At 58.2% G+C, this 20,919-nt stretch carries 19 protein-coding genes and 1 pseudogene; 11 read left to right on the plus strand and 9 right to left on the minus strand.

Annotation, left to right across the window (positions count from 1 at the left end; genetic code table 11):
* Window positions 1-19: 19 nt before the first annotated feature.
* From AC07PT_RS07100 to AC07PT_RS07135, 8 genes are all read right to left on the minus strand, one after another.
* Window positions 20-1,960 (minus strand): bifunctional diguanylate cyclase/phosphodiesterase, encoded by a 1,941-nt coding sequence (locus AC07PT_RS07100; RefSeq protein WP_494656254.1) that lies wholly within the window; start codon window positions 1,958-1,960, stop codon window positions 20-22.
* Window positions 1,957-3,339, minus strand: coding sequence for an O-antigen ligase family protein (locus tag AC07PT_RS07105; protein WP_494656255.1), 1,383 nt, complete (start codon window positions 3,337-3,339; stop codon window positions 1,957-1,959). The genes AC07PT_RS07100 and AC07PT_RS07105 overlap by 4 nt, the downstream gene beginning before the upstream one ends.
* Window positions 3,340-3,516: 177 nt before the next feature.
* Complete coding sequence (locus AC07PT_RS07110; protein ID WP_494656256.1) at window positions 3,517-4,020, minus strand: hypothetical protein; 504 nt, start codon at window positions 4,018-4,020, stop codon at window positions 3,517-3,519.
* Window positions 4,021-4,056: 36 nt separating this feature from the next.
* Window positions 4,057-4,302: a hypothetical protein gene (locus AC07PT_RS07115; RefSeq protein WP_494656257.1), complete on the minus strand. Its 246-nt coding sequence runs from the start codon at window positions 4,300-4,302 to the stop codon at window positions 4,057-4,059.
* Between the two features lie 7 nt (window positions 4,303-4,309).
* On the minus strand, window positions 4,310-5,206 hold the full coding sequence (locus AC07PT_RS07120) for an amino acid ABC transporter substrate-binding protein (protein WP_494656258.1): 897 nt from the start codon (window positions 5,204-5,206) through the stop codon (window positions 4,310-4,312).
* 485 nt (window positions 5,207-5,691) lie between these two features.
* Window positions 5,692-7,173: a DcaP family trimeric outer membrane transporter gene (locus AC07PT_RS07125; RefSeq protein WP_494656259.1), complete on the minus strand. Its 1,482-nt coding sequence runs from the start codon at window positions 7,171-7,173 to the stop codon at window positions 5,692-5,694.
* 151 nt (window positions 7,174-7,324) lie between these two features.
* Window positions 7,325-8,683 (minus strand): MFS transporter, encoded by a 1,359-nt coding sequence (locus AC07PT_RS07130; protein ID WP_494656260.1) that lies wholly within the window; start codon window positions 8,681-8,683, stop codon window positions 7,325-7,327.
* 35 nt (window positions 8,684-8,718) lie between these two features.
* Window positions 8,719-10,242, minus strand: coding sequence for a carboxylesterase family protein (locus tag AC07PT_RS07135; protein ID WP_494656261.1), 1,524 nt, complete (start codon window positions 10,240-10,242; stop codon window positions 8,719-8,721).
* A 221-nt stretch (window positions 10,243-10,463) separates the two neighbouring features.
* Here AC07PT_RS07135 and AC07PT_RS07140 point away from each other — a divergent pair, with 221 nt between their 5' ends.
* Together AC07PT_RS07140 and AC07PT_RS07145 are read left to right on the plus strand one after the other, a co-directional pair.
* Window positions 10,464-10,712 (plus strand): helix-turn-helix domain-containing protein, encoded by a 249-nt coding sequence (locus AC07PT_RS07140; RefSeq protein ID WP_494656262.1) that lies wholly within the window; start codon window positions 10,464-10,466, stop codon window positions 10,710-10,712.
* 586 nt (window positions 10,713-11,298) lie between these two features.
* Entirely contained in the window at window positions 11,299-11,466 is a 168-nt protein-coding gene (locus AC07PT_RS07145) for a hypothetical protein (RefSeq protein ID WP_492346590.1), read from the plus strand.
* On the opposite strand, the gene AC07PT_RS07150 is transcribed toward AC07PT_RS07145, so the two are convergent.
* Complete coding sequence (locus AC07PT_RS07150; RefSeq protein ID WP_494656263.1) at window positions 11,463-12,077, minus strand: Fic/DOC family protein; 615 nt, start codon at window positions 12,075-12,077, stop codon at window positions 11,463-11,465. The genes AC07PT_RS07145 and AC07PT_RS07150 overlap by 4 nt on opposite strands.
* 913 nt (window positions 12,078-12,990) lie before the next feature.
* Between AC07PT_RS07150 and AC07PT_RS07155 the strand changes: the two genes are divergently transcribed.
* The 9 genes and pseudogenes from AC07PT_RS07155 to AC07PT_RS07195 form a co-directional block, all read left to right on the plus strand.
* Entirely contained in the window at window positions 12,991-13,302 is a 312-nt protein-coding gene (locus tag AC07PT_RS07155) for a hypothetical protein (protein WP_494656264.1), read from the plus strand.
* Window positions 13,303-13,496: 194 nt separating this feature from the next.
* Window positions 13,497-14,066 carry a GDP-mannose mannosyl hydrolase gene (locus AC07PT_RS07160; RefSeq protein ID WP_494656265.1) on the plus strand — a complete coding sequence of 190 codons (570 nt, stop codon included), beginning with the start codon at window positions 13,497-13,499 and terminating at the stop codon, window positions 14,064-14,066.
* A gap of 65 nt (window positions 14,067-14,131) precedes the next feature.
* Window positions 14,132-15,109 (plus strand): GDP-L-fucose synthase family protein, encoded by a 978-nt coding sequence (locus AC07PT_RS07165; protein WP_494656266.1) that lies wholly within the window; start codon window positions 14,132-14,134, stop codon window positions 15,107-15,109.
* Window positions 15,110-15,248: 139 nt separating this feature from the next.
* Window positions 15,249-16,385, plus strand: coding sequence for a GDP-mannose 4,6-dehydratase (gene gmd / locus AC07PT_RS07170; RefSeq protein ID WP_494656267.1), 1,137 nt, complete (start codon window positions 15,249-15,251; stop codon window positions 16,383-16,385).
* Window positions 16,386-16,494: 109 nt separating this feature from the next.
* Window positions 16,495-17,676: an acyltransferase family protein gene (locus AC07PT_RS07175; RefSeq protein ID WP_494656268.1), complete on the plus strand. Its 1,182-nt coding sequence runs from the start codon at window positions 16,495-16,497 to the stop codon at window positions 17,674-17,676.
* Between the two features lie 113 nt (window positions 17,677-17,789).
* The gene (locus AC07PT_RS07180) at window positions 17,790-18,830 is read left to right on the plus strand and encodes an acyltransferase family protein (RefSeq protein ID WP_494656269.1); all 1,041 of its coding nucleotides are present in this window, start codon (window positions 17,790-17,792) and stop codon (window positions 18,828-18,830) included.
* Window positions 18,827-19,762, plus strand: a complete 936-nt coding sequence (locus AC07PT_RS07185; RefSeq protein ID WP_494656270.1) for an SGNH/GDSL hydrolase family protein — start codon at window positions 18,827-18,829, stop codon at window positions 19,760-19,762. Before AC07PT_RS07180 ends, AC07PT_RS07185 begins: the two co-directional genes overlap by 4 nt.
* Window positions 19,763-20,065: 303 nt before the next feature.
* A pseudogene (locus AC07PT_RS07190) lies at window positions 20,066-20,414 on the plus strand (IS66 family transposase); the annotation flags it as partial.
* A 76-nt stretch (window positions 20,415-20,490) separates the two neighbouring features.
* The coding region (locus AC07PT_RS07195) for a transposase (RefSeq protein WP_494656271.1) at window positions 20,491-20,919 on the plus strand (429 nt) is incomplete at its 3' end.

Here is a 20,919-nt window from a genome sequence, read left to right on the forward strand (position 1 = left end):
TTCCATCCCTTTTTCTTTATCAAACCGGCTCGGGCTTACCAAAGAAGTAGCCCTGCCCCGCATCGTAAATACCCACCAGGCGTTGGGCATCCATCTCAGACTCAATGCCCTGGGCCACGATCTGCACGTCCATCGAACGGGCCAGCGCCGCAATGGCATTCACCCAGTCACCCGACACCTCTTCGCCCTCCACCTCGTGGATCAAGGCGCTGTCGAGCTTCACGTAATCGGGCGGCACCTGGCGCAGCACACGGGTGGACAACGCATCCAGACCCAGGCGGTCGATACCAAAGCGGGCCCCCTGCTCACGCACCATCGACGCAAAGGCCCGCGCCGCCTCGATGTCTTGCGAGCAGCCAAAACACGTCAGCTCAAACGACAACAGCTTGGCCTGCAGGCCTTGCTCACGCAGCACACCGCGCAGCCAATCCACAAAACTGCGCTGCCGCACGCTTTGCAGCGACACATTGATGGCCATCGGCATGGCCGGGGCACCGTGGCCGCGCAAACGGGCCACCGCCAGCAACACCACCGCACGGTCCACCTCGGGCATCAGCTTGTGGCGCATGGCCATGGGCACAAAGCTAGCGGCCGGCACCAGGCCGTTGTGCTCGTCAAGCAGTCGCACCATCAGCTCCTGGTGCAACAGGCGCCGATCATTCAGAAACACCACCGGCTGGGCCAGCAGGCGCCAACGGTTGTCGTTCAGGGCATGCTGAATCAGCGCACGCCAGCGCTCTGAGCCCAGGGCGTCCAGCTCGGTGTCCAGGTGGTTGCTGGCAAACACCGAGTTGCGGCCCTGTTGGCGCGCCGCCTCGATCGCCAGATCCAGCCGGGCCATCAGATGGCTCTTCTGCTCGCCGGGGTTGAAAGGCACCGCCCCCACGCTGCACGACACACCCGCATCTTCTACATCGGCCAGCACCTCGTGCAGGCCGGCCAGAAACTGGTGGGCCAGATGGCGCCCTTCCTCAAACCCCACATCCACCAACACAAAACCAAAGCTGGCACCGCTCAACCGGGCTGAAATGCGGGCATGCCCCTGCAGCACCTCGGCGCTGATCCGGGCCACCGACTGCAGCAAGGCATTGCCGCGCAGGTAGCCGCCGCCGGTGTTCAGGTCTTTGAGGCCGTTCAACTCCAGGCCCACCAGCACGCCATGGATGTGGGGCTCGGGCCCCGACAGCAACTCGCCCAGGTGCAGGTCAAAACTGCGCCGGTTGTCCAGGCCCGTCAGCTCATCGTGCAAAACCTGCTTGCGAAAGCCCTCCACCTTGGCCGTTTCTGCGTCCAGGATCTCGGCAATGCGCCGGGCCATGTCGTTCATCGCCCGCACCACCCGGGCCAGCTCGCGCGCTGCGGGCTGGGTCACGATCTGCTCGAAACGCCGCTCCTGGATGGCCCGGGCCGATCGCTCGATGGCGTACAACGGGTTCAAGATGATCTGCAGCAGCAGGTGCGACAAAAACAAGGCCACCAAGTAAGCCAGAAACACCCACAGGGCCACTTCTCGGGCCGACTTCCAGAGGTATTGGTAAGCATATTCAGGCTGGCTTTGCACGATCACCTTGCCCAACTGGCGCCAGCCCGACGACACAAACGCCTCGCCCCCTGGCGACGTCAGCGGAAACGCCCGGGTAAACCACTGCGGCACCTCGGCCACCTTCTCGGGCAGTTCACGCTCCACCAGCACCTTGCCCTTGGCATCGGTGACCACAACACGCTTGAAGAAACCGCGGTCGAACACACTGGCCACATTCAACTCGACCAGCACCATGTCGTCGCGACCCATCGACTGCGCGAGGGGCAGCGACAAAGCCGTGGCCGCATCCTGCGCATGCGAGGCCAGTTGCTGCTCCAGGTAATCGCGCGTGCCGCGCACACTGAACACCAGCAAGCCCGCCAAAATGCCCAGAAACACCAACGAAATCACAGCCAGAATCTGACGGCGCAAAGTCATGCCTGCTCCCCTTCGTCACCTGATTGATGTCGCCCCGAGGGTAGCGCATGCGCCACCCACCCCATGGCCATGATCACCATCAGGGTGAGCACGTTGGCCGGCAATTGCAAATTGAAATCGACCCAGCTGTGAATGGCCAGCGCGGTGATGGCCATCATCACCCCAAAGGCAATACCCCGCGGCAACGAGGTGCGCCTGCGCGCCATGGTGCGTGCGGCCACACCAAAAGTCATCAGCACAAAACTGCCCAAAATACCCAGGCCCACCAAACCATAATCGCAGGCCAGTTCGATGTAATCGTTATGGGCGTGGTCAAAATAATAGGGGCGAGGCGTGCGATACCGGATATAGGTGCCGTAGAAACTGCCGCCCCCCGTGCCAAACACCGGGAACGCACGGGCCAGATCCAGTGCATGCATGGCCGCATCCTGGCGCGCTTCAATCGACTCTTCGGTGCCACCGGCCTGATCGGTCACGGCGGTTTCCTGCACCCGGTGCACCACCTTGTCCAGCCCCACCCAAGAGCCCACCACCACCACGTCCACAATGATCAGGCTGATGATCAGCGTGACCATGGCCGGCGCCGAACGCCGCGTGAGCGCCAGCGTGATTACCCCCACCACCAGCAAGGCAGCAAAAAAGCCGGCATTACCCATGCGTGAACGGGTCAGCACCAGCGCGATCACCATCACCACCAGCAGCAGGCGCAGCCGCATCTTGGGGCTGAGCACAAATTGCATCATGCGTGCCAGCCGGTGCTTCCAGCCCGAGCCCTGCTGCCTGTCGTTGCCCAGGCGCGCCAGCATCAGGCCCACCCCCACAGAAAGGCACAGCTCCATGTAACCCGCAAAATGGTTGTGGTAGCCAAAAGTGCCCTTCACGCGGTCGTGAATCACCTCAAAGAAATAGATCTGGTAATGTGCCCCGGCCGAGAACAGCATCACGCCAATCACCGCCTGCACCACGCCCGCCACCACCAGGGCCATGGCCAGGGTGTCCAGCCGGGCCCGGTCGCGCACCGTCAGCAACACCAGCAGAAAAGCAAAAAAGTACCCGGTAGAAAGCGACGCGTAAATGCGGGTCTGAAACACGTCCAGCGAAATACGGAACGGTGCCACCCCATCCTGCACCCGCCAAGTCTCGGGTGATATGAACTGCAGCCAGGCCGACGGCAGCTCCCAGGTCTGAAACCAGACCAGCAAGACGAACAAGGCAAGCACCCCCAGAGGCCAGCGAAACGTGTACAGGCGCTGCCAAGCCTGGTCGGCCTGGTGCCGCCATGCCCACACCGCCCCCAGCAGCAGCAAAGCCACCCACAGCACCAAAATGCCCACGGCAAAGGTGCGGTTGCTGCCCAAAGGCAAAGGCGCCCAAAACAACAAGGCGATCAGGCCGCCAAAAATCCATCCATCCCTGACAACGGTGGTGCCGCCTTGACGGCTATTGCGCACCCCGCGATTTGTGCTCTTATTGATTCGCGCCATCCCTGATCCGAACCGGCTGACTAAAAAAAATGGCAGCGCGCAGCTGCCATTTCGGGGATTTTATGCAGTCAATCAGCTGCGGCTTGCGCCACCGCCGCCGCCGCCACCAAAGGTGGAACCGGCCGAGGTACCGAAGCTGCTGTTGCCAACGCCGCCGCTCGCGGCAGCCCCTGTGTTGTTGTTGCCAGCACCGGTTGCGGTGTCCAGCGAAGCTACATCCACACCGCTCACGCCCTTGGCGGCGGTGATGATGGAAGACTTCTCGGTGTCAGTCACGCCGATGGTCAGTGCAGCCACCACAGCGTTGGCGGACGACGGAGACACGGTCAGCACGGCGGTTGTAACAGCCGTTGCCGATTGGCCTTGAGCAACCAGTTCGACAGCCAGAGCGGCGGGCGACACACCTGCTGCGATGGCGGCTTGGACAACGTCTGCCAGGCTGCTGGCGGCCAGCGCCGAGCGAACCTGATCAGCCAGCACGGTTCCAGTCTGACCCGGGGCAAATTGAGCGTTTGCGGCGAAGCCGAGGGCTGCGATGCCCAGTGCGACCACAGCCTTCTTGGCGAAACTGTTCATAGTGACCTCTCTGCTTTGGTTGAAAGTGCTGCCAGTCTAGCAAAAGCCGTTCATCGGAACAACTTTTTTGTGCGGAGCAACAAACTGGCGAAACTGAATGATCTGATGAAGTTGCTGCACGGATTCACCAAGTTGGTGAGAATTCTCTGAAATTGTCGCCTCAACACCCAAATCAACGACAGAAATCTGCTGCCAATTCTGTTTTTGGTGCATTGAAACAAGGGTATTAATTAGAAAAAATTTTTTAAACTGCCCTCTTGCTGGCAGCAAAAAACCGCTCATCCCCGGTTCAGAACGGCACCTGATCCGTCGGGTACTTCCAAAAATCCTTCAGCAAATAGCTCACTGGCAAGTTCAGCGCCACATTGCCGGGCGGGATCGGGCGCATGAACCAGCGCTCGTACACCGGGTAGATGTCGCGGCTGACGATCAGGTGCTTCATCTCCTCGTCCACCAACTGCTTCAGCGCCACATCGCCCTTGGGCAGCATGATGGCCAGCGGCTCGGTGGTCAGGTAACGGCCCACCACCTTGAAGTCGGCCGGCGTGGGGCTGCTGGCCACCAGGCCAAACAGCAGCACGTCGTCCATCACAAAGGCATCGGCCTTGCCCTGCGCCACCATCTGCAGCGCCTGCTGGTGGTCGGCGGCCTCGGTGATCTTCAGGTTCAGCAGGTGCTGCCGGTTCAACTGGTCCATCACCTTGAGCGGCGTGGTGCCCCGGGTGGACACCACGGTCTTGCCCGACAGATCCTCCAGCCGGGTGACCCTGCTGTTGGCCCGCACCAGGATTCGCGCCCCCACGATGAAATGCGGCACCGTGAACGCCACCTTCTCGCGACGTTCTGCATTGTTGGTGGTCGAGCCGCACTCCATGTCGGCCTTGCCCTGGGCAATCACCTCGATGCGGTCGGCCGCCGTCACCTTCACGTAGTCGATCGGCAGGTCGCGCACACCCGCCTTTTTGCGAATCACCTCAGCCAGCCGCAAGCACAGGTCAATGGCATAACCCACCGGCTTGCCATCGGCATCAAGGTAAGAAAACGGAATGGACGCATCGCGGTGCGCCAACACCAGGTGCCCGCCCGCCTTCACGCGATCCAGCACACCGGCGGCCTGGGCATTGAAAGTGGCCAGGGCCAGCACCACCGCGGCGGCACTTGTTCGACAAGGGGTAAAAGACATCATGAAGCGCACGGCAACCTCGGCAACAAACAACCTCGCCCCAGCAAGCAGGCTTCATGCCCATCCGCCGGGGAGCACCCGGCCGGTGGCCTGCAAACTGGCTGGTTGGCAAAGAGAAAACCCTCTGTCCCTGATCAAGCAGCGCCCTGAGAGCCCCCCGGTGGCTGCGCAAGCGCTTCTGTGTGAGCACTTTTACCACCTGAATCATAAGACACGGTTTGTCGCCAAATCCACATGGCAGTGGCGACTTGTGCAGAAGCTGAATCTCACGCCCGGCCAGGCCCCCGGGGCCAGGCCTCTGTGCGCTTGACCAGATCGAATGCACATCAGCGCTGCCCAACCGGCGGCGAAGCGCGCGCACCATGGCCTTCGAAAATAGAGTGCTCATCACGTCTCCGCTTTTAAAAATCAACGCTAAAAAGCCACGCAACACGGCAACAGCTCTGGCGCTCTTGGGTGGCGCTGTTGGGTGGCGCTGTTGGGGGCCCCTACCAGGCGTACTTGGCCCCCACCAGGTAGCGGGTCAAATCGCCTTTTTGGCCGTTGCCCAGCTCGCGCCGGGCGCGCATCAGCTCAAGGCCCACATCCAGACCCGCCACGGGTGTCCAAACCAGGTTCAGGTGCAGGGTTTGCGCACTGCGATCCAGGGTTGAGGCACTGGCGGTTGCATTGGCATTGGCCAATCCGCCAGCGCCGGGCAGGCGCATCACAAGCCAGCTGGCAATCAGGTTGCTGCGCAGCGTTGGGCTAAAAAAGTGGCGCACCGACACAAAGCCACCGCTCTGGCTGATCAGCTGCAGCGTGTGGGGGCTGTTGTCGGACCGCGTGGCGTCGGCCACGATCCCGCCCCAGTAGCGGCCCAGCCCCCGCCCCAAGCCTGTGCTGAACTGCATCGACGTGCTGGCCGTCAAAGGCAAGGCACCGCCAAAACCCAGGCCATAGCCCGTGGCCTGGGCGCCGCCAGGGTTGGCCGTGCTCAGGCGCCGAAGGGCGCCCGCCAGCTCAAACTGCCCCTGGCCCAGGCCAAAGTGCACCTTGCCCGTCACATCGGGCAGCTTGTCGCTGTCTTGTGCCGCTGGCGTGCCCAAGTAGGTTTCGGGGTTCTCGGCGGACACAGCCCAAAACGATCCATCGGCGGCTGTGGGCGATGTCCAGCGCAGCTGGGCTTGCCGCACGCCCCCGCCAAACCAGCCAATCGGTGGGGCTGGGTCAAACAACTCGGGCAGCGCCGACACGTTCAACAGGTTCGACCAGGTTTGGCCCGCACCCAGCCCCCCCACCGACAACCAGGCATGGCGCAGACGGGGCGCATACGAGTTGGTGGCCACCTCGTTGCCCTGGCCGCCAAAAAAATCAAGCTCTAGCAAGGTGCTGATCGGCACCCAGCCCGAGGGCGTGAGTGTTTTGACCCCAAAGCGCGTGGCCTTGGCCCCCAGCTTGAACTTGTTCTGTGTTTGTCCTGCTGCCCCCGGCCCTACGGGTATCTGCGACAAGATCAAAAAGTCGTCCCCCGGGCTCAAGGGCCCAGCGCTGCGCGAGCTCACGCTGGCAATCGGCCACACCACCCCGGTTACCGCCACCGAGGTCGCCCCCAGCTTGACTGACTTTGGCAAATCCCCGGGCTGCAGGGCGGTTTGCTGGGCTGAGTTCTGGGTGGCTTGCGTGGCCGTAGCCGGCGCGGGGCTCAGGCCCGTGGGGGCATCCAGGCGCCGCTCAAGCTGATCCAGCCGTTGCTGCAAGCCCAACAGCTGCTGCTGGGCCTGCTGCCCATCGGCCAGGCGCTGCTGCAGCACCTGCATTTGCTGTTGCAGAGCGCGCAGGGTGTCGGTGGGGCTACCCACTGGTGCGCTTATCTGGGCCAGCTCGGCCGTGTGGGCCACCTCGGCTGTCTGGGCCATCTGGGCCTGGGCGCTTGGGGCCATACAGGCCATGGCGCAGCCTGCCGCACTTAGCAGCATGGTCGTTTTCATGGTTAACTTTCTTCGGGTTAAAAGCCCTGCCCGCAGGCCAGGGCCCGCCCCACTGCTGGGGCTGCAAGCTGATGGAAAGCGCGTGGCTTTGCTGTTGCTTTCGCTTTCGCGTTGACAGCCGACTGCTTCCGCAGCCCACTGCCTCACAGGCCTAGGCCGCCGGGCCTAACTGCGCAGCCCCGCGTTGGGCCGTCAGCCTGGTCAGGGCAAGCCCCAGGTACGACACCACCACGGCGGCCACCACCACCGGGGCACAGGCCCACAAAATGATCTCGCGCGGGCCCCAGTGGGCCGCCAGCATCAGGCCCCCCAAAGCAGGCCCAGCAATCGACCCCATGCGGCCCCAGGCCGCGGCCCAGCCCACACCACTGGTGCGTTCGGCCGGCGCATACAGCGATATGGCCATGGCGGCTTGCCCCAGGCAGCCCCCAATCAGGCCCACGCCCATGCAAGCCACCGCCAGCAACACCATCGGCACCCCCAGGGGTAACAGCGACAAACTGCCAATGGCCAACACCGTGATCACCAGCAAAATCGGTAACGCCATAAACACCCCCACCGCCGCCGACAAGACCATCAGCAAGCCTGCCCCGGCCAAGCCCCCCAAGCCCAACGCGCCCACCGCCTGGGGGGCCTGCTGGGGGGTAAAGCCAAAGCTGCCCAGCAAGGTGGGCATCCACAGCTGCAGGGCATACGTAGCACTGAAGATCAGAAACGCAAACATCCAGATCAACACGGTTAGCCAGCCCTGCCCTGCGGTAAACAGCGCCGCAACATGGCCCTGGCCCTTGCCATGCACAGTGCCCGCCGCGCTGTGCGCCCCTTTGGCAAGGCCAGTGTGTAAGCTGGTGCCGGTGCCGGTGCCGGTGCCGGTGCCGGTGCCGGTGCCAGCGCCTTGGGCCGCATCGTGGGGCAAGCCCAGGTACAGCACTGGCAGCAATGCCAGCGGCAACAGCCCGCCCAAGGCAAACACCGACTCCCAGCCCCAGCGGGTAATCAACAGCCCCCCGGTCAACCCGCCCAACACCGCGCCCACCGACAAACCGGCCACCACGGCAATGGCCACCTGCTCGCGGCGCTGCGGTGCAAATTGCTCAACCGCCAGCGATGCGGCGGCGGGCAAGGCCGCGCCCAAACCCACCCCCGTGAGCAAGCGCAGCACCGACAACGAAACCACCCCTTGCGCCGCCGCCGTGGCCAACGAGCCCAGTGCAAACAAGCCCACGGTGAGCAGCATGGCCCGCCGCCGCCCCTGCCGTGCCGACAAGTGGCCGCTCAGCAAGTAGCCCAACACCGCACCCGCACTGGTTGCCATGAATGCAGGCGTGAACGCGGCCCCCGGCAATTGCCAAACCGCCGCCAGCGTAGGGGCCACAAACCCAATCGCCGTGGTGTCGTAGCCATCCAGCGTGACCGTTAAAAAGCACAAAAACGCGACACCCCAAGCCCGCGCCCATGAGGGCGTTGCGGCCCCGCCTGCGGGGCCCACCAACAAATCTTCAGAAGTCATGGCCTTGCTTTCACAAAAAATTTAAAAGGGCCTGCTCAGCCGGCCATGGCAGGCCGTTGCAGGTTTGCGGCACTGGCCCAGCCAGCAGCCACCTCAGTGCAATAACTGCGTTGCTGCAGGTGCATCACAGGGCTGCGCCCTTGTGCCACGGGCGGCCAACTTGGCAGCCCCGAGGCAGGCCCCTGATTGGGGTCGCCCGAGCACACGAAATTGACCCAGGCTTGCCGAACCTGGCGCGACAAACTGCAGCGCTGCGCCTGCTCAACCGGCGTTAGGACGGGTGCAGGCAAACCCGCACCCGTCACTGCCCCCGTGCCCGCCAACATCGGCGCGCGGGCAAATGCCCCCAAAGTGCCAAACACAAAAGGCAACTCAATGCAGTGGCACGCCCCCAGCGCGCTGCCCGCAGGGGCCCAGTCAAACTGGTACACCCAGGCCCGCCGCCCCTGCTGCGCGGCACACTGCGCCCAGCGCCAGGCGGGGGCGGCAAACCAGGGGTCTAGGCCCGCGGCTTGGTTTGAATGGGTTGGCGTAGGGCTTGTAAAAGCACCCAGTTCGTGGTGCCCCCAGCCCAGCAACACATCAACCAGGCCTGCCGCTTGGTCTATGGCGGCACCATAGGCCGATGCCTGCGGCAGCACCACGCCATCAGCCACCGGGGCAAACGGGGGGTGCACAGGCCCGGCCATCAAGCCCAATTGCCGGGCCCAGGGCCCCGCCTTGGCTTGCGCACCCAGCCACTGCGGCACCGTGGCATGCCTGGGCAATGCCCCCAAGGCACCCACCACCTGGGCCCCCAGCAAACGGGCCTGGGCCGGCTGGTAGGGCAACACACCCAAGGCCGGGCTTTGCAAAATAGCGCGCTTAAACAAGGCCTGTTGCCACCCCAGTGCCCGCCGCACCAGCAACTGCGCCACGGCGCTGCCCCCGGCAGATTGCCCCACCACCGTGACCGCCTTTGGGTTGCCACCAAACTGCTCAATGTGCTGCTGCACCCACAACAACACGGCCTCTTGGTCTAGCAAGCCCAGGTTGCCATCGCTCAACCCGTCGGCCACCAAGTAGCCCAAAGCGCCCAAGCGGGCATTGGGGCTGACCACCACCATGGGCCCCTCGCGCACCAGCAAAGCGGCGTCATACCAGGGCAAATCACCGGCCCCCGACGACCAGCCCCCGCCATGCAACCAAACCAGCACGGGCAATAGGCGGGTGCGCGAGGCATCGCTGCCCCCAGCCTGGGGGCACCCAGCACCCCAGTCATCCACGGGGTGCGGGCAAGTCACGGTCAAAGTCAAGCAGTCTTCAGACTGCGGGCGATCGCAAAGCGGCCCCATCACGTGCGCCAAGCGCGAAGCCAGTTGCGGTGCCATGGGCTGCTGCACTGCCTGGCCCCCAGGTGGCATCACCGCAGCGGCCACCACCGGCCCTTGCCAGGGCACCGGAGGCATCAACCGCCGGCTGCCGGTGGGCGGTGCGGCATACCGTATCCCGCGGTACCGATAAACCCCGTGCAAGTTTTCGGCAACAGAAATCCCTACCTCTTGAAAGAAGCGTTTCATAAAAACCTTGATTCACTGAGTTGCAAAACAGCCCCGTCAGACGGGGTGCGGCACCCTTTGCGCCTTGGCGGCAGCGCATTCAGGTTGATGCAAGGCCCTGGTCATGGCCCTGCTGGCACAAGCAACATGGCCACCCATAAGGCAACCAAAATCCAACTATGGTTGGATGACCTGATGCTAAGCAAGCGATCCAATGAATCCAACTACAGTTGGAGTAACGAATGGAAATTGCCGTCGCATTTGGCTTGGCGTTGAAGCGCCACCGGCAAGCTGCTGGCCTGACCCAGGAAGCCCTGGGCTACGAGGCGGGCCTGAGCAAAAACTACATCAGCCTGCTTGAAAACGGCCAACGTCAGCCCACCCTGACCAGCCTGCTGAGCCTGGCCCAGGCCGTCAAACAAGCGCCCGGCGCGCTGATCGACGACGTGCTGGCCCTGCAGCAAGCCGAAGCAGGCTCTCAAGGCGGATAAGGTGGCTTGCCCGCGGCGCAGGGCCCAGCAACAGGGGATGGGGGATGGGGAGCGGCAGCAGCGCGACTGCTGTGCCTATGGTGGCCGTATGGCATGGTTCAGAACTCCTACATGAGCCTGGAAACCACCTGATGCCTTTACTAGAGGCATGTAGGTGGACGGGATGTAGTAACACGTACGTAGCCGTGCACCAGACGTTACCGTTCTGGTCATCCCGTCCGAAAGCGAAACCCTCGGCAATGCCGAAGGCCGTGATTCTGACGTGACAAAACCTCATTTCGGAGAGGTTGCGCCGCTACATGAAGGTGTTACTAGCACCAACCCTTTCGGGCTGCGGCGACTATGCGGCACAAGGGTCGAGATTGTGGCTTCCCTGGGCCCAGTGGAAGATCAGGGGCAAGTCTACCTGGGTGAATGGCTGGCCCCGGTGTCAACCCAGGCTTGGGCTGCGTGCTGTACCTCAGCCTACAGGCCCACACGCCCGATGGCCTGAAGGCCCTGCACGCGGCGGCCATTGTTCGGTACGCGCTGTCTTGGCCGGCACTTTTCGCTAAACTGTTGAGCAGATCTTCACTTGGGTTCCGCCATGCCGCCCCGCCCCACCAACGCCCGCAAGAAGCCCAGCATGGCCGCAGTGCGTCGGGCCGTGGCCAGTTCAACCGCCATCGAAACGGGCCAGAACATCCAGAAGCTGGAGCAAAAACTGCAGCAGCCCAGCCAGCAGCGGTTTGCGCACATCAAGCTGGCGGCCTAAGGGTTCATGGCGGTTCGAACCCAGAACTTCATGGGTTCGTAGTTCAGGGCCAACCCGGCATGAATGGCCGCGACATACCCCGCTTTATGGGTTTCCCAACGGCTGTAGTCCAAGGGGTTGTGCCCCGCTTGAACAGCCATCACATCGGCCAGCAAGCGTGAGAGCCGGCCGTTGCCCTCACGAAACGGGTGGATCAAGATCAACTCGACCTGCGTCACGGCAATGGCTTCGACCAGGCCAGCTGGCGTGAGGCCGTGGCAAGGTGTGAAGCGCTTGAGCACACTTTTTTCAAAGCCCGCCATCAAGCGCGGAATTTGCCCAGCCGCCGCAAAACTGAAGCCCTCCTTGCTCATGTTGACCGAGCGCTCTTGCCCCGCCCAGGCATACACATTGCCAAGCCAGCGGCGGTGCCAATGCTTGATGTCGGCAACCGACAGCGCCCGGTCTGGCAGCTCGTCAACCAGCACGCTTTGATAGAGCTGGGCCAGCAGCTCAAGCTCCAGGTCGTTGATATCGTCGACGGCGGTGACGCCCGCCAAATTGCGCAGCACCAGCCCGCCCGACCCTGGCTGGGCCTCGTTGTCAGCAGCATGTAGCGCGTACCGGCCCATGCAGCCAGTATCTGCAAGCAGTACAAGCCCTAGCCGGCCCCGGCTTGCCGTTCAGGGTTGCATCTGCCCAGCGGCGTGTTCAGGGGTACTGTGCGGCGCCCGAGGCTCAGGCCCACGGGCCAAGCCGCAGCGCTGGCCTGCACGATACCGGCCCATGAGCAGCGACGCCCCGCCCCACAACCAGCACAGTGACCCAACTCATTGAGCCCCGTTTTTGCTGCCCTCTACGCCAACAACTGGCAAGAGCCCATCACCTGAACGCCAAGGTTGCGCGAGAAAATCGACATAAGCCCCCCACTCAGGCACCCACGGCAAGCAAGCAGCACATTTGATAAGCTGTTTTGAAAGAATTTTGACCTATAAAAATCAATAGGTTTTCGCCCCACTCACCGAGCCTCTGCTTTCTTTGTGGGCCATCACTGATGGTTTTTATGCCACGCGGCCAAGACATTGGCAATAATGACAAAGCGTGAAGTATTAGACAAAAAACAGGGAAATCAGGGATGAGTTCTAACAACAAACCATGTATAGGTGCGCCTGCCCACCACCGCGCACGGGGCCATGCGAAGGGCCTGCCGTGGGCCATGCGCCCTGGTGCCGCAGGGCCCGCCAAGCCAAGTGAGCCCAGCAGCAACGGCCACAGCGCTTTGTGGTGCCAATGCCTGGGGCAGCCGGCACAAACCCATCGCCCTGCCCACCCCTACCAACAGCGCCCAGCGGCTGCGCAAGCCACCCCATGGTGTGCGCAGCCGGCCACCGCAGCAGGCCCCGCGCCACACACCCGCCACGGCCAGCGTGGCCCCAACGATTCATCAACTCGCCTTGCCCCCTGCACGCACCAGCCGCCCGGCAAAGCAGGCAGCAGCGACATCACCCCGGCCCGCCATCGCCGAAAGTGAAAATGGAGTAGACCATGACAATGCATGCCATGTTGATGCTCTATGCAGCCATCGGGCTGCTGGTTTCGATTGTGGGTATCGTTCTAGAGGCCAATAACCATATCAACGAGTGGAAACACTCGTCGATTGACCTGCCCGACGATTTGAAAGAAAAGCCCACCAAAATGCTTTTTTTGAAAATACTCAATAAAGTAGTTTCATTGGTGTTTCAGGTGGTGCTTTACACCATTTTCTGGCCTGTCGTATTGGTGCTTTATATCGCTTCAAAAATGCGGTCGGCGAAGCAAGAGAAAGAATATCAAGACACCACTTTTCTTGAAGACTGATGGCTCAAGCCAAAACAATTCAAATTATTGTTGGCCACCATTCAACAATCAATGGCCTCTGGGGCCACAACCCTGCTTCGCAGTTGTGTGCACTGACCACCCGACAACCCGCCGGCAACCCACCAGCGTTGATTGAAAGCCCCAGCGCCTGCCCCCCTCACCACTTGGCCATCTTGTTCTGGTAGAACATCACCATGACCGCCCCCATCCCAACAGATGCCACCATCGCCTCGGCGCCACCAATCGGCGCCCCCCAAGGCCCCATCCTGGGTCATCTGCCCTTGGGCGACTTTGCCACCGTGGTGCAGTCTGCACCATTGGTGTCGATCGATCTGGTTGTGGTGCGCAACCACAGCCAAGTGTTGCTGGGCCAGCGCAACAATCGACCTGCCCAAGGCTACTGGTTTGTGCCCGGGGGCCGAATCTATAAAAATGAAACCATGCAGCAAGCCACGCAGCGCATTGCTGAATCTGAAATTGGCATTACGCCCGATTTGATACAAAACAGCTTTAAACCGCAGTGGCTTGGGGCATATGAGCATTTTTATGCTGATAGCTTTGCTGCCCAAGAGGCAGCCAGCACGCATTATGTGGCGCTGGCCCATTTGCTGCATGTACCCGAAAGCTTTGAGCCCGCCCACCGCGACGCCCAGCACCAAGCCTGGCGCTGGTGGCCGCTGCAGCAGGCCCTGGCCAGCAGCGAGGTGCACTACTTCAGCCAAAGTTACCTGCGCGATTTACAACAACCTAGGGTTTGTAAGTAAGAGTGCACAGACTTTGGTAATAATGGCGCAGCGTGAAATTTTCAACAAAATCAAGGGAATCAGGGATGAGTTCTGGCAACGAACAGCGTATTTACGTGGCGGGCCACCGTGGCCTGGTGGGCTCGGCCCTGGTGCGGCGCCTGCAGGCACAAGGCGAGCAGGTGCTGGCCCGCACCCATGCCGAGCTGGACCTGACCCAGGCCGACCAGGTAGAGGCCTTTTTTGCCACCGAAAAGCCCACCCAGGTGTACCTGGCCGCGGCCAAGGTGGGCGGCATTGTGGCCAACAACAGCTACCCCGCCGAGTTCATTCGCGACAACCTGGCCATTCAAACCAATGTGATCCACTCGGCCTGGCGCCACGGCGTGCAGCGCCTGCTGTTTTTGGGCAGCAGCTGCATTTACCCACGCGAGTGCCCGCAGCCCATGCGCGAAGAATACTTGCTGACCGGCCCGCTGGAGCCCACCAACCGCCCCTACGCACTGGCCAAAATTGCCGGCATCGAGATGTGCTCGGCCTACAACCGCCAATACGGCACCCGCTTTTTGGCGGCCATGCCCACCAACCTGTACGGCCCGGGCGACAACTACCACCTGCAAAACAGCCATGTGCTGCCCGCGCTGATCCGCAAGTTTCACGAAGCCAAGCAACGTGGCGACGCCACGGTGCCCGCCTGGGGCACGGGCACGCCGCTGCGCGAGTTTTTGTACAGCGACGACATGGCCGACGCCTGCGTGTACCTGATGAACCTGCCCGATGAGCGCTTTGACAGCCTGCTGTCGGTGTACCCGCCCCTGGTGAACGTGGGCTGCGGGCACGACCTGAGTATCAAGGCCCTGACCGAGTTGGTGCGCGAGGTGGTGGGCTTCAACGGCGAAGTGGTGTGGGACACCACCAAGCCCGACGGCACCCCCCGCAAGCTGATGGACGTGGGCCGCCTGACCAGCATGGGCTGGCAGCCCCAGGTGGATTTGCGCGCCGGCATTGCCCGCGCCTATGCCGACTTTTTGCAGCGCCAGGCCGCTGGCGAATTCAACAGCTGAGCCAGGCCCAAGCTTTCGTGACCAAGGCCGAGCCCTGGCAAATAGGCAGCCAAAGGCAACCGCCAAGCAACACCTGACCGCATTGGACACAGCGGTTTCAATTTTTTGAATCAAAGAGATAGAAAAGAGAGAACACAAAATGGCAAATCAGGGTCAAACCAATCGCAAAGTAGCGCTGATCACCGGCGTGACGGGCCAAGACGGCTCTTACCTGGCCGAGCTGCTGCTTGAAAAAGGCTACGAGGTGCACGGCATCAAACGCCGCAGCAGCCTGTTCAACACCGACCGCATTGACCACCTGTACCAAGACCCGCATGAAAGCAACCGCAAGTTCATCTTGCACCATGGCGACCTGACCGATTCGACCAGCCTGATTCGCATCATTCAGCAGGTGCAGCCCGACGAGATCTACAACTTGGCCGCCCAAAGCCATGTGGGTGTGAGCTTTGAAGAGCCCGAGTACACGGCCAACGCCGACGGCATTGGCGCCCTGCGCATTCTGGAGGCCATTCGCATCTTGAAGCTGGAGAAGAAAACCCGCTTTTACCAAGCCAGCACCAGCGAGCTGTACGGCCTGGTGCAAGAGATTCCGCAAAAGGAAAGCACCCCGTTTTACCCCCGCAGCCCCTACGCAGTGGCCAAGCTGTATGCCTACTGGATCACGGTGAACTACCGTGAGGCCTATGGCATTTACGCTTGCAATGGCATTTTGTTCAATCACGAAAGCCCCGTGCGTGGCGAAACCTTTGTTACCCGCAAAATCACCCGCGCCATTGCCCGCATTGCCCTGGGCCTGCAAGACTGCCTGTACCTGGGCAACATGAGCGCCCTGCGCGACTGGGGCCACGCCAAAGACTATGTAGAAATGCAGTGGCTGATGCTGCAACAACAACAGGCCGAAGACTTTGTGATTGCCACCGGGGTGCAATACAGCGTGCGCCAGTTTGTGGAGTTTGCAGCGGCCGAACTGGGCGTGACGCTGCGCTTTGAGGGCGAAGGGGAAGCCGAAGTGGGCGTGGTGACCGCCGTGACCGGCGACAAGGCCAAATGCAAGGTGGGCGACGTCGTGGTGCGGGTTGACCCGCGCTACTACCGCCCGACCGAGGTGGAAACGCTGTTGGGTGACCCCACCAAGGCGCACGCCAAGCTGGGCTGGAAGCCGAAGATCACGCTGGCGGAGCTGGTCAAAGAGATGGTGATCTCAGACTACGACTCGGCACGCAAGGATGCGCTGGTGAAGATGGCTGGGTTCAAGGCATACGATCACCACGAGTGATAAATCGACTAGATTTATACGACCCGAAAAATGCCACATTAATAAGCAAAACTTAGATTTTGCTTATTAATTCAGAATATCAAAAAAGACCTCAAGGGAGAGGGATCCAATGGACCCAGCCAGCTCAATACCTGCCATATTTGCTCTGGCGATGGCCGTACTTACCGTATTTATTTTAAGAAAAATATTCGGCCCACCAGAAAATAGCGGCCGATTTTTGTCAATAGATGGGTTACGTGGATTTTTGGCATTTTTCGTTTTTCTACACCACGCATGCATTTGGTACTTTTACTTGCGAACGGGGAAATGGGAACCCCCCCCCTCAAGGCTTTACACACATTTCGGGCAAAGCGCGGTCTCATTATTTTTCATGATAACAGCATTTTTATTTACAAAAAAAATATTAGATGCAAAAGATAATAAAATAGACTGGTTGAAATTATATTCATCGAGATTTCTAAGGCTCACGCCCTTGTATTTCTCTGCGCTAATAATTGTATTTCTGCTGACTTTTACAGTTAGCAATTGGCAATTAAATGAATCCATCCCAAAACTTGGTCTTGGACTGTTTAAATGGCTAATTTTTACAGCGTTTGGTGCACCAGACCTTAACGGAGTAGACAACACCTTCACAATTATCGCGGGTGTAACTTGGTCCTTACCATATGAGTGGGCATTTTATCTACTCCTCCCAATTATGGCCTTGACCCGCTCGATACGAGCTCCAGTAGCATGCTTGGCTCTTGGACTATTATCGATCATCTTTATAGCAAGACACCCAGACATTCGCTATCTTGCCTTTATTGGTGGGATGATTGCTGCTTTCTTTGTGAGATCAGAGAATTTCACAAATTTTGCATCTAACAAGCTCTCATCAATCGTATGCATTCTATGCATATCTGTAACGGTCTCATGTTTCCCACTTGGGAATGGGCCAATCCAACTCGTCTTATTGACTATATTTTTCACGCTGATTGCATCAGGAAATAGTTTATTCGGAATTCTAAGCAACCCAACATCTCGCTTGCTTGGGGAATTCGCATATGGAATCTACTTAATTCACGGGCTATTACTTTTTTTGGTCTTCAATACCCAAACAGGAATAGCCTCCGCAAGCTCGCTTACCCCAATCCAACACTGGACAATCATCATTGGAATAACGCCGGTAGTGGTTATAGCTGGCTTCGCAGCCAATAAATTCATAGAATATCCAGCCATGCAACAAACAAACAAACTAACAGCAGCCTTACGCTCACTCATCTCAAAACTTGAGCCTCGATCGTCAAATTAATCTATGCACTGGGGTGCCATGGCAGCTGCAGTCATAAACAACCAAATACACACCACCTCTGACAAAGAATACCCAAGCACCTCATAACAATTAGAAATGGTATTATTCAAATCATGACACCGACAAAAGAGATTACTGGTATTCAGTACCTCAGAGCAGTTGCCGCGCTTTTGGTCGTATTGGATCATTCATCTGGCATGATTGGACTAGGTAAATATTATGGCGTCAGTCCATTCGGCAGTTTTTTAGAGTTTGGATCGATTGGTGTAGATTTATTCTTCTGCATAAGCGGCTTTATAATAATCCACACAACCTGCCCTAACATTAGTGCCCATCCAAAAATATCACCTCAAGAGTTCGTCAAAAGGCGATTCATCAGAATAATTCCTTTTTTATGGCTTTGCGTCATATCATACGGCCTACTCAAATACATTGGGCGGGGCAATATAGAAATCGCACCCTACCTTAGGTCACTCATACTGTTTCCGATAGGTGATGTTCAACCAAATTCAGTTTGGACATTAAGGCATGAGTTTTTGTTCTATCTATTGTGCCTTTCATTATTCAGCAAGAGTTTCTTTAGATACCTGCTACTGCCTGCCTGGGGAGTCGCACCAATAATACAAAGCTTACTCTCAACGGACTCGTCCACGACAGCTCCGGAAATAATAAGATTCCTAATAAACCCACTCAACATATTATTTTTGGCAGGCGGTTTGGTCGCCATACTCACAAACAAGAAAATCATCAATATAAAATTCAAAGTGCCTGGAGAATTTGTAATTATTGCGAGCACAGCACTAATCCCAATCGCATACTGCATGGATTACTCCAGACTCAACACAAGCCAAGTTGAATTGATGAGCGCGATATGCGCACTAATAATAATATTAGCCACCTACTCAAAAGATATTAGCGGCAAATTAGGAGCATTGGCATCACTAATCGGCAATGCCTCCTATGCAATTTACCTCACACACGAAGCAATAATTTCTGCCACTCTCGGAATCTTATCGAAAAGTATACCAATAGCCACACCACACACAGCATTACTAATTACCTCACCAGTATCAATAGCTCTAGGAATAATAATCCATAAGAAAGTAGAAAACCCCTTAATAAACCAATTAAAATATCGATTGGCAAAAAAATGAAAAATAAAAGATTTATTGCAATAACTGCAGTAATAGGCCTATTGCTAATTGGACTAGAGCTTACACTCAGACTAATTGGCCTAAATACGCCATTACTATACGAAAAAACAGCATACGGATATCGAGTAACCCCATCCCAAGACATTAGACGACTTGGCGGGCACATGATCTACAATAATGATGGCTTCAGAAACAACGATTTACCCAAATCACCAGGCACGGAGTACATCAAGATAATAGCAATAGGTGATTCAATCACCTTCGGGGGTGCGACAATATCTAATGAAGCGACCTACCCGGGGCAATTAAACACCTTACTCAATAATAAAAACAAAAAAAGCATAGTATTTAATGCATCTGCTGCTGGGTGGAGCATAGCAAATGAGCTTGGATGGTTAAAGGAACATGGAATATACAACAGTGACTTTGCCATTATCCAAATTGGCGAAAACGATATATTCCAAGAAATAACAAAATCAGAAATAATCGACACACACCCTGCATTCCCTAGTCATCGACCGACCTTCGCAATAGAGAACCTACTATCCAGATACATCATTCCGAAAATATTACGAGAAAATTTATCGGATCCGGGCGTGAACAAATCTAAGACAAGCAAAAACACACCCATCGAGAACATAGAAACACTCCAAGAAATAGTTAATGAATTCAAGAAAAATGGGGCTGTTCCTATAATTTTATTTATCGATGAAGAACAAGAAAACTCGCAAGACGAAGTCTATAAAAAAGACAAGCAACTCTTTATAGAGAAAACAAAAGAAATTACACCGAATTTTATTCGTCCATTTTATGAAATAGAGGCCCCAAAAAGGAGTATCTACTTCAAAGATAGAGTTCATCCAAACGAGCAAGGCAATGTCATTATTGCAAAATCAATAATGGAGAAAATTGAATCAATTGGCAAGCAATAAGATATCTGTCCCTGAAAAAACCACACACCAATCCGAGTGCCAAATAGAAGCGCAGGTGAGGTGCGAATATTAAGCAGTTCAGGCCCCCAGTTCAGAACAAAGCGGGCCAACCCAGCAGCTTCCAAAAGGCGCAAAAAGGGCTGATGCCTTCTAAGAGTGGTGTATATGGCGACCACCCGGATTACAAGTGACTTGGATGCGCGAGGAATCTAAAGCCAGGGCTGCAGTCTTATATCCGGCCTATTGTGCAGGCAGTGCCTGCTGGCCCTGATGGCATTCACTGATGAGGCTCCCATCGTCCCGCCACTTACAGACATACTTCACGAATGGCTGATATTGCACGGCATTAAAGTGCCAGATAGCAGCGCAACAGCCAAGGCCATCGATTGCAGCCTCAACCGCTGGGAAGCGCTCACGCGCTTCTTGGCAGACCCGACGTTGCCCATCGACAACGACCATAACGAAGAGCAGATACGGCCCTAGGCCACGGGCCGAAAGAACTGACTCTCAACCGGCAGGCCAAAGAGCGGCGGCCATCATGAGCCTGATCCAGAGTATCAAACTCAATGGGCCAGACCCTTACAAGTATCTGAGCGACGTGCTGACTCGGCTGCCCACGCACAAAACCAGTCGGATTGCAGAGTTACTGTAAGCGGCCAGTCCTCCCATCTTGCCCCCCATTTCCGAGGTCCCGAAGATGCCCATTTCACTTCTAAATGGACATTCTCATGGGTGCAATCAAAGGCGGTACTCGGCGCAAACACAGCGACGAATTCAAGGCCCAGGTGATGGCGGCCTGCCGTCAACCTGGGGCTTCGGTGGCCGGCGTGGCCAGGATTCATCAACTCAACGCCAATCTGGTCAGCATCTGGCTGCGCCAAGACAGAGATCGGCGCGCTCAGGCCCACGATACTGCTGGCACGCTGACCGATGTCAACCCCCGCCCGGTGGCGGTTGGCGCCCAGCAGTTTGTGGCTTTGCACATGGCCACCGTTGCGCAAAACGTTCTTCCCGGCACGAACTCGTCCAGTCAAGTCATCTGCGTTGAGTGGCAGCGAGGCGATGCCAAGGTCACGGTATCCCCCCGTGTCAGACTTGTTGTCGCCTCCTTAAAACAGAAGAAACTAGGGGGTGAGGACGATGAGAGAACGACGTGG

The organism is Curvibacter sp. GW821-FHT09D12 (genome assembly GCF_059416245.1).

Excerpts from the sequence above, each read along its gene's own strand:
- AC07PT_RS07165 (WP_494656266.1), top strand. The coding sequence starts at position 14,132 with ATGAGTTCTGGCAACGAACAGCGTATTTACGTGGCGGGCCACCGTGGC.
- AC07PT_RS07160 (WP_494656265.1), top strand. The coding sequence starts at position 13,497 with ATGACCGCCCCCATCCCAACAGATGCCACCATCGCCTCGGCGCCACCA.
- AC07PT_RS07125 (WP_494656259.1), bottom strand. The coding sequence starts at position 7,173 with ATGAAAACGACCATGCTGCTAAGTGCGGCAGGCTGCGCCATGGCCTGT.
- AC07PT_RS07185 (WP_494656270.1), top strand. The coding sequence starts at position 18,827 with ATGAAAAATAAAAGATTTATTGCAATAACTGCAGTAATAGGCCTATTG.
- AC07PT_RS07135 (WP_494656261.1), bottom strand. The coding sequence starts at position 10,242 with ATGAAACGCTTCTTTCAAGAGGTAGGGATTTCTGTTGCCGAAAACTTG.
- AC07PT_RS07180 (WP_494656269.1), top strand. The coding sequence starts at position 17,790 with ATGACACCGACAAAAGAGATTACTGGTATTCAGTACCTCAGAGCAGTT.
- AC07PT_RS07140 (WP_494656262.1), top strand. The coding sequence starts at position 10,464 with ATGGAAATTGCCGTCGCATTTGGCTTGGCGTTGAAGCGCCACCGGCAA.
- AC07PT_RS07120 (WP_494656258.1), bottom strand. The coding sequence starts at position 5,206 with ATGATGTCTTTTACCCCTTGTCGAACAAGTGCCGCCGCGGTGGTGCTG.
- AC07PT_RS07175 (WP_494656268.1), top strand. The coding sequence starts at position 16,495 with ATGGACCCAGCCAGCTCAATACCTGCCATATTTGCTCTGGCGATGGCC.
- AC07PT_RS07100 (WP_494656254.1), bottom strand. The coding sequence starts at position 1,960 with ATGACTTTGCGCCGTCAGATTCTGGCTGTGATTTCGTTGGTGTTTCTG.
- AC07PT_RS07150 (WP_494656263.1), bottom strand. The coding sequence starts at position 12,077 with ATGGGCCGGTACGCGCTACATGCTGCTGACAACGAGGCCCAGCCAGGG.
- AC07PT_RS07130 (WP_494656260.1), bottom strand. The coding sequence starts at position 8,683 with ATGACTTCTGAAGATTTGTTGGTGGGCCCCGCAGGCGGGGCCGCAACG.
- AC07PT_RS07115 (WP_494656257.1), bottom strand. The coding sequence starts at position 4,302 with ATGAGCGGTTTTTTGCTGCCAGCAAGAGGGCAGTTTAAAAAATTTTTT.
- AC07PT_RS07110 (WP_494656256.1), bottom strand. The coding sequence starts at position 4,020 with ATGAACAGTTTCGCCAAGAAGGCTGTGGTCGCACTGGGCATCGCAGCC.
- AC07PT_RS07145 (WP_492346590.1), top strand. The coding sequence starts at position 11,299 with ATGCCGCCCCGCCCCACCAACGCCCGCAAGAAGCCCAGCATGGCCGCA.
- AC07PT_RS07155 (WP_494656264.1), top strand. The coding sequence starts at position 12,991 with ATGACAATGCATGCCATGTTGATGCTCTATGCAGCCATCGGGCTGCTG.
- gmd (WP_494656267.1), top strand. The coding sequence starts at position 15,249 with ATGGCAAATCAGGGTCAAACCAATCGCAAAGTAGCGCTGATCACCGGC.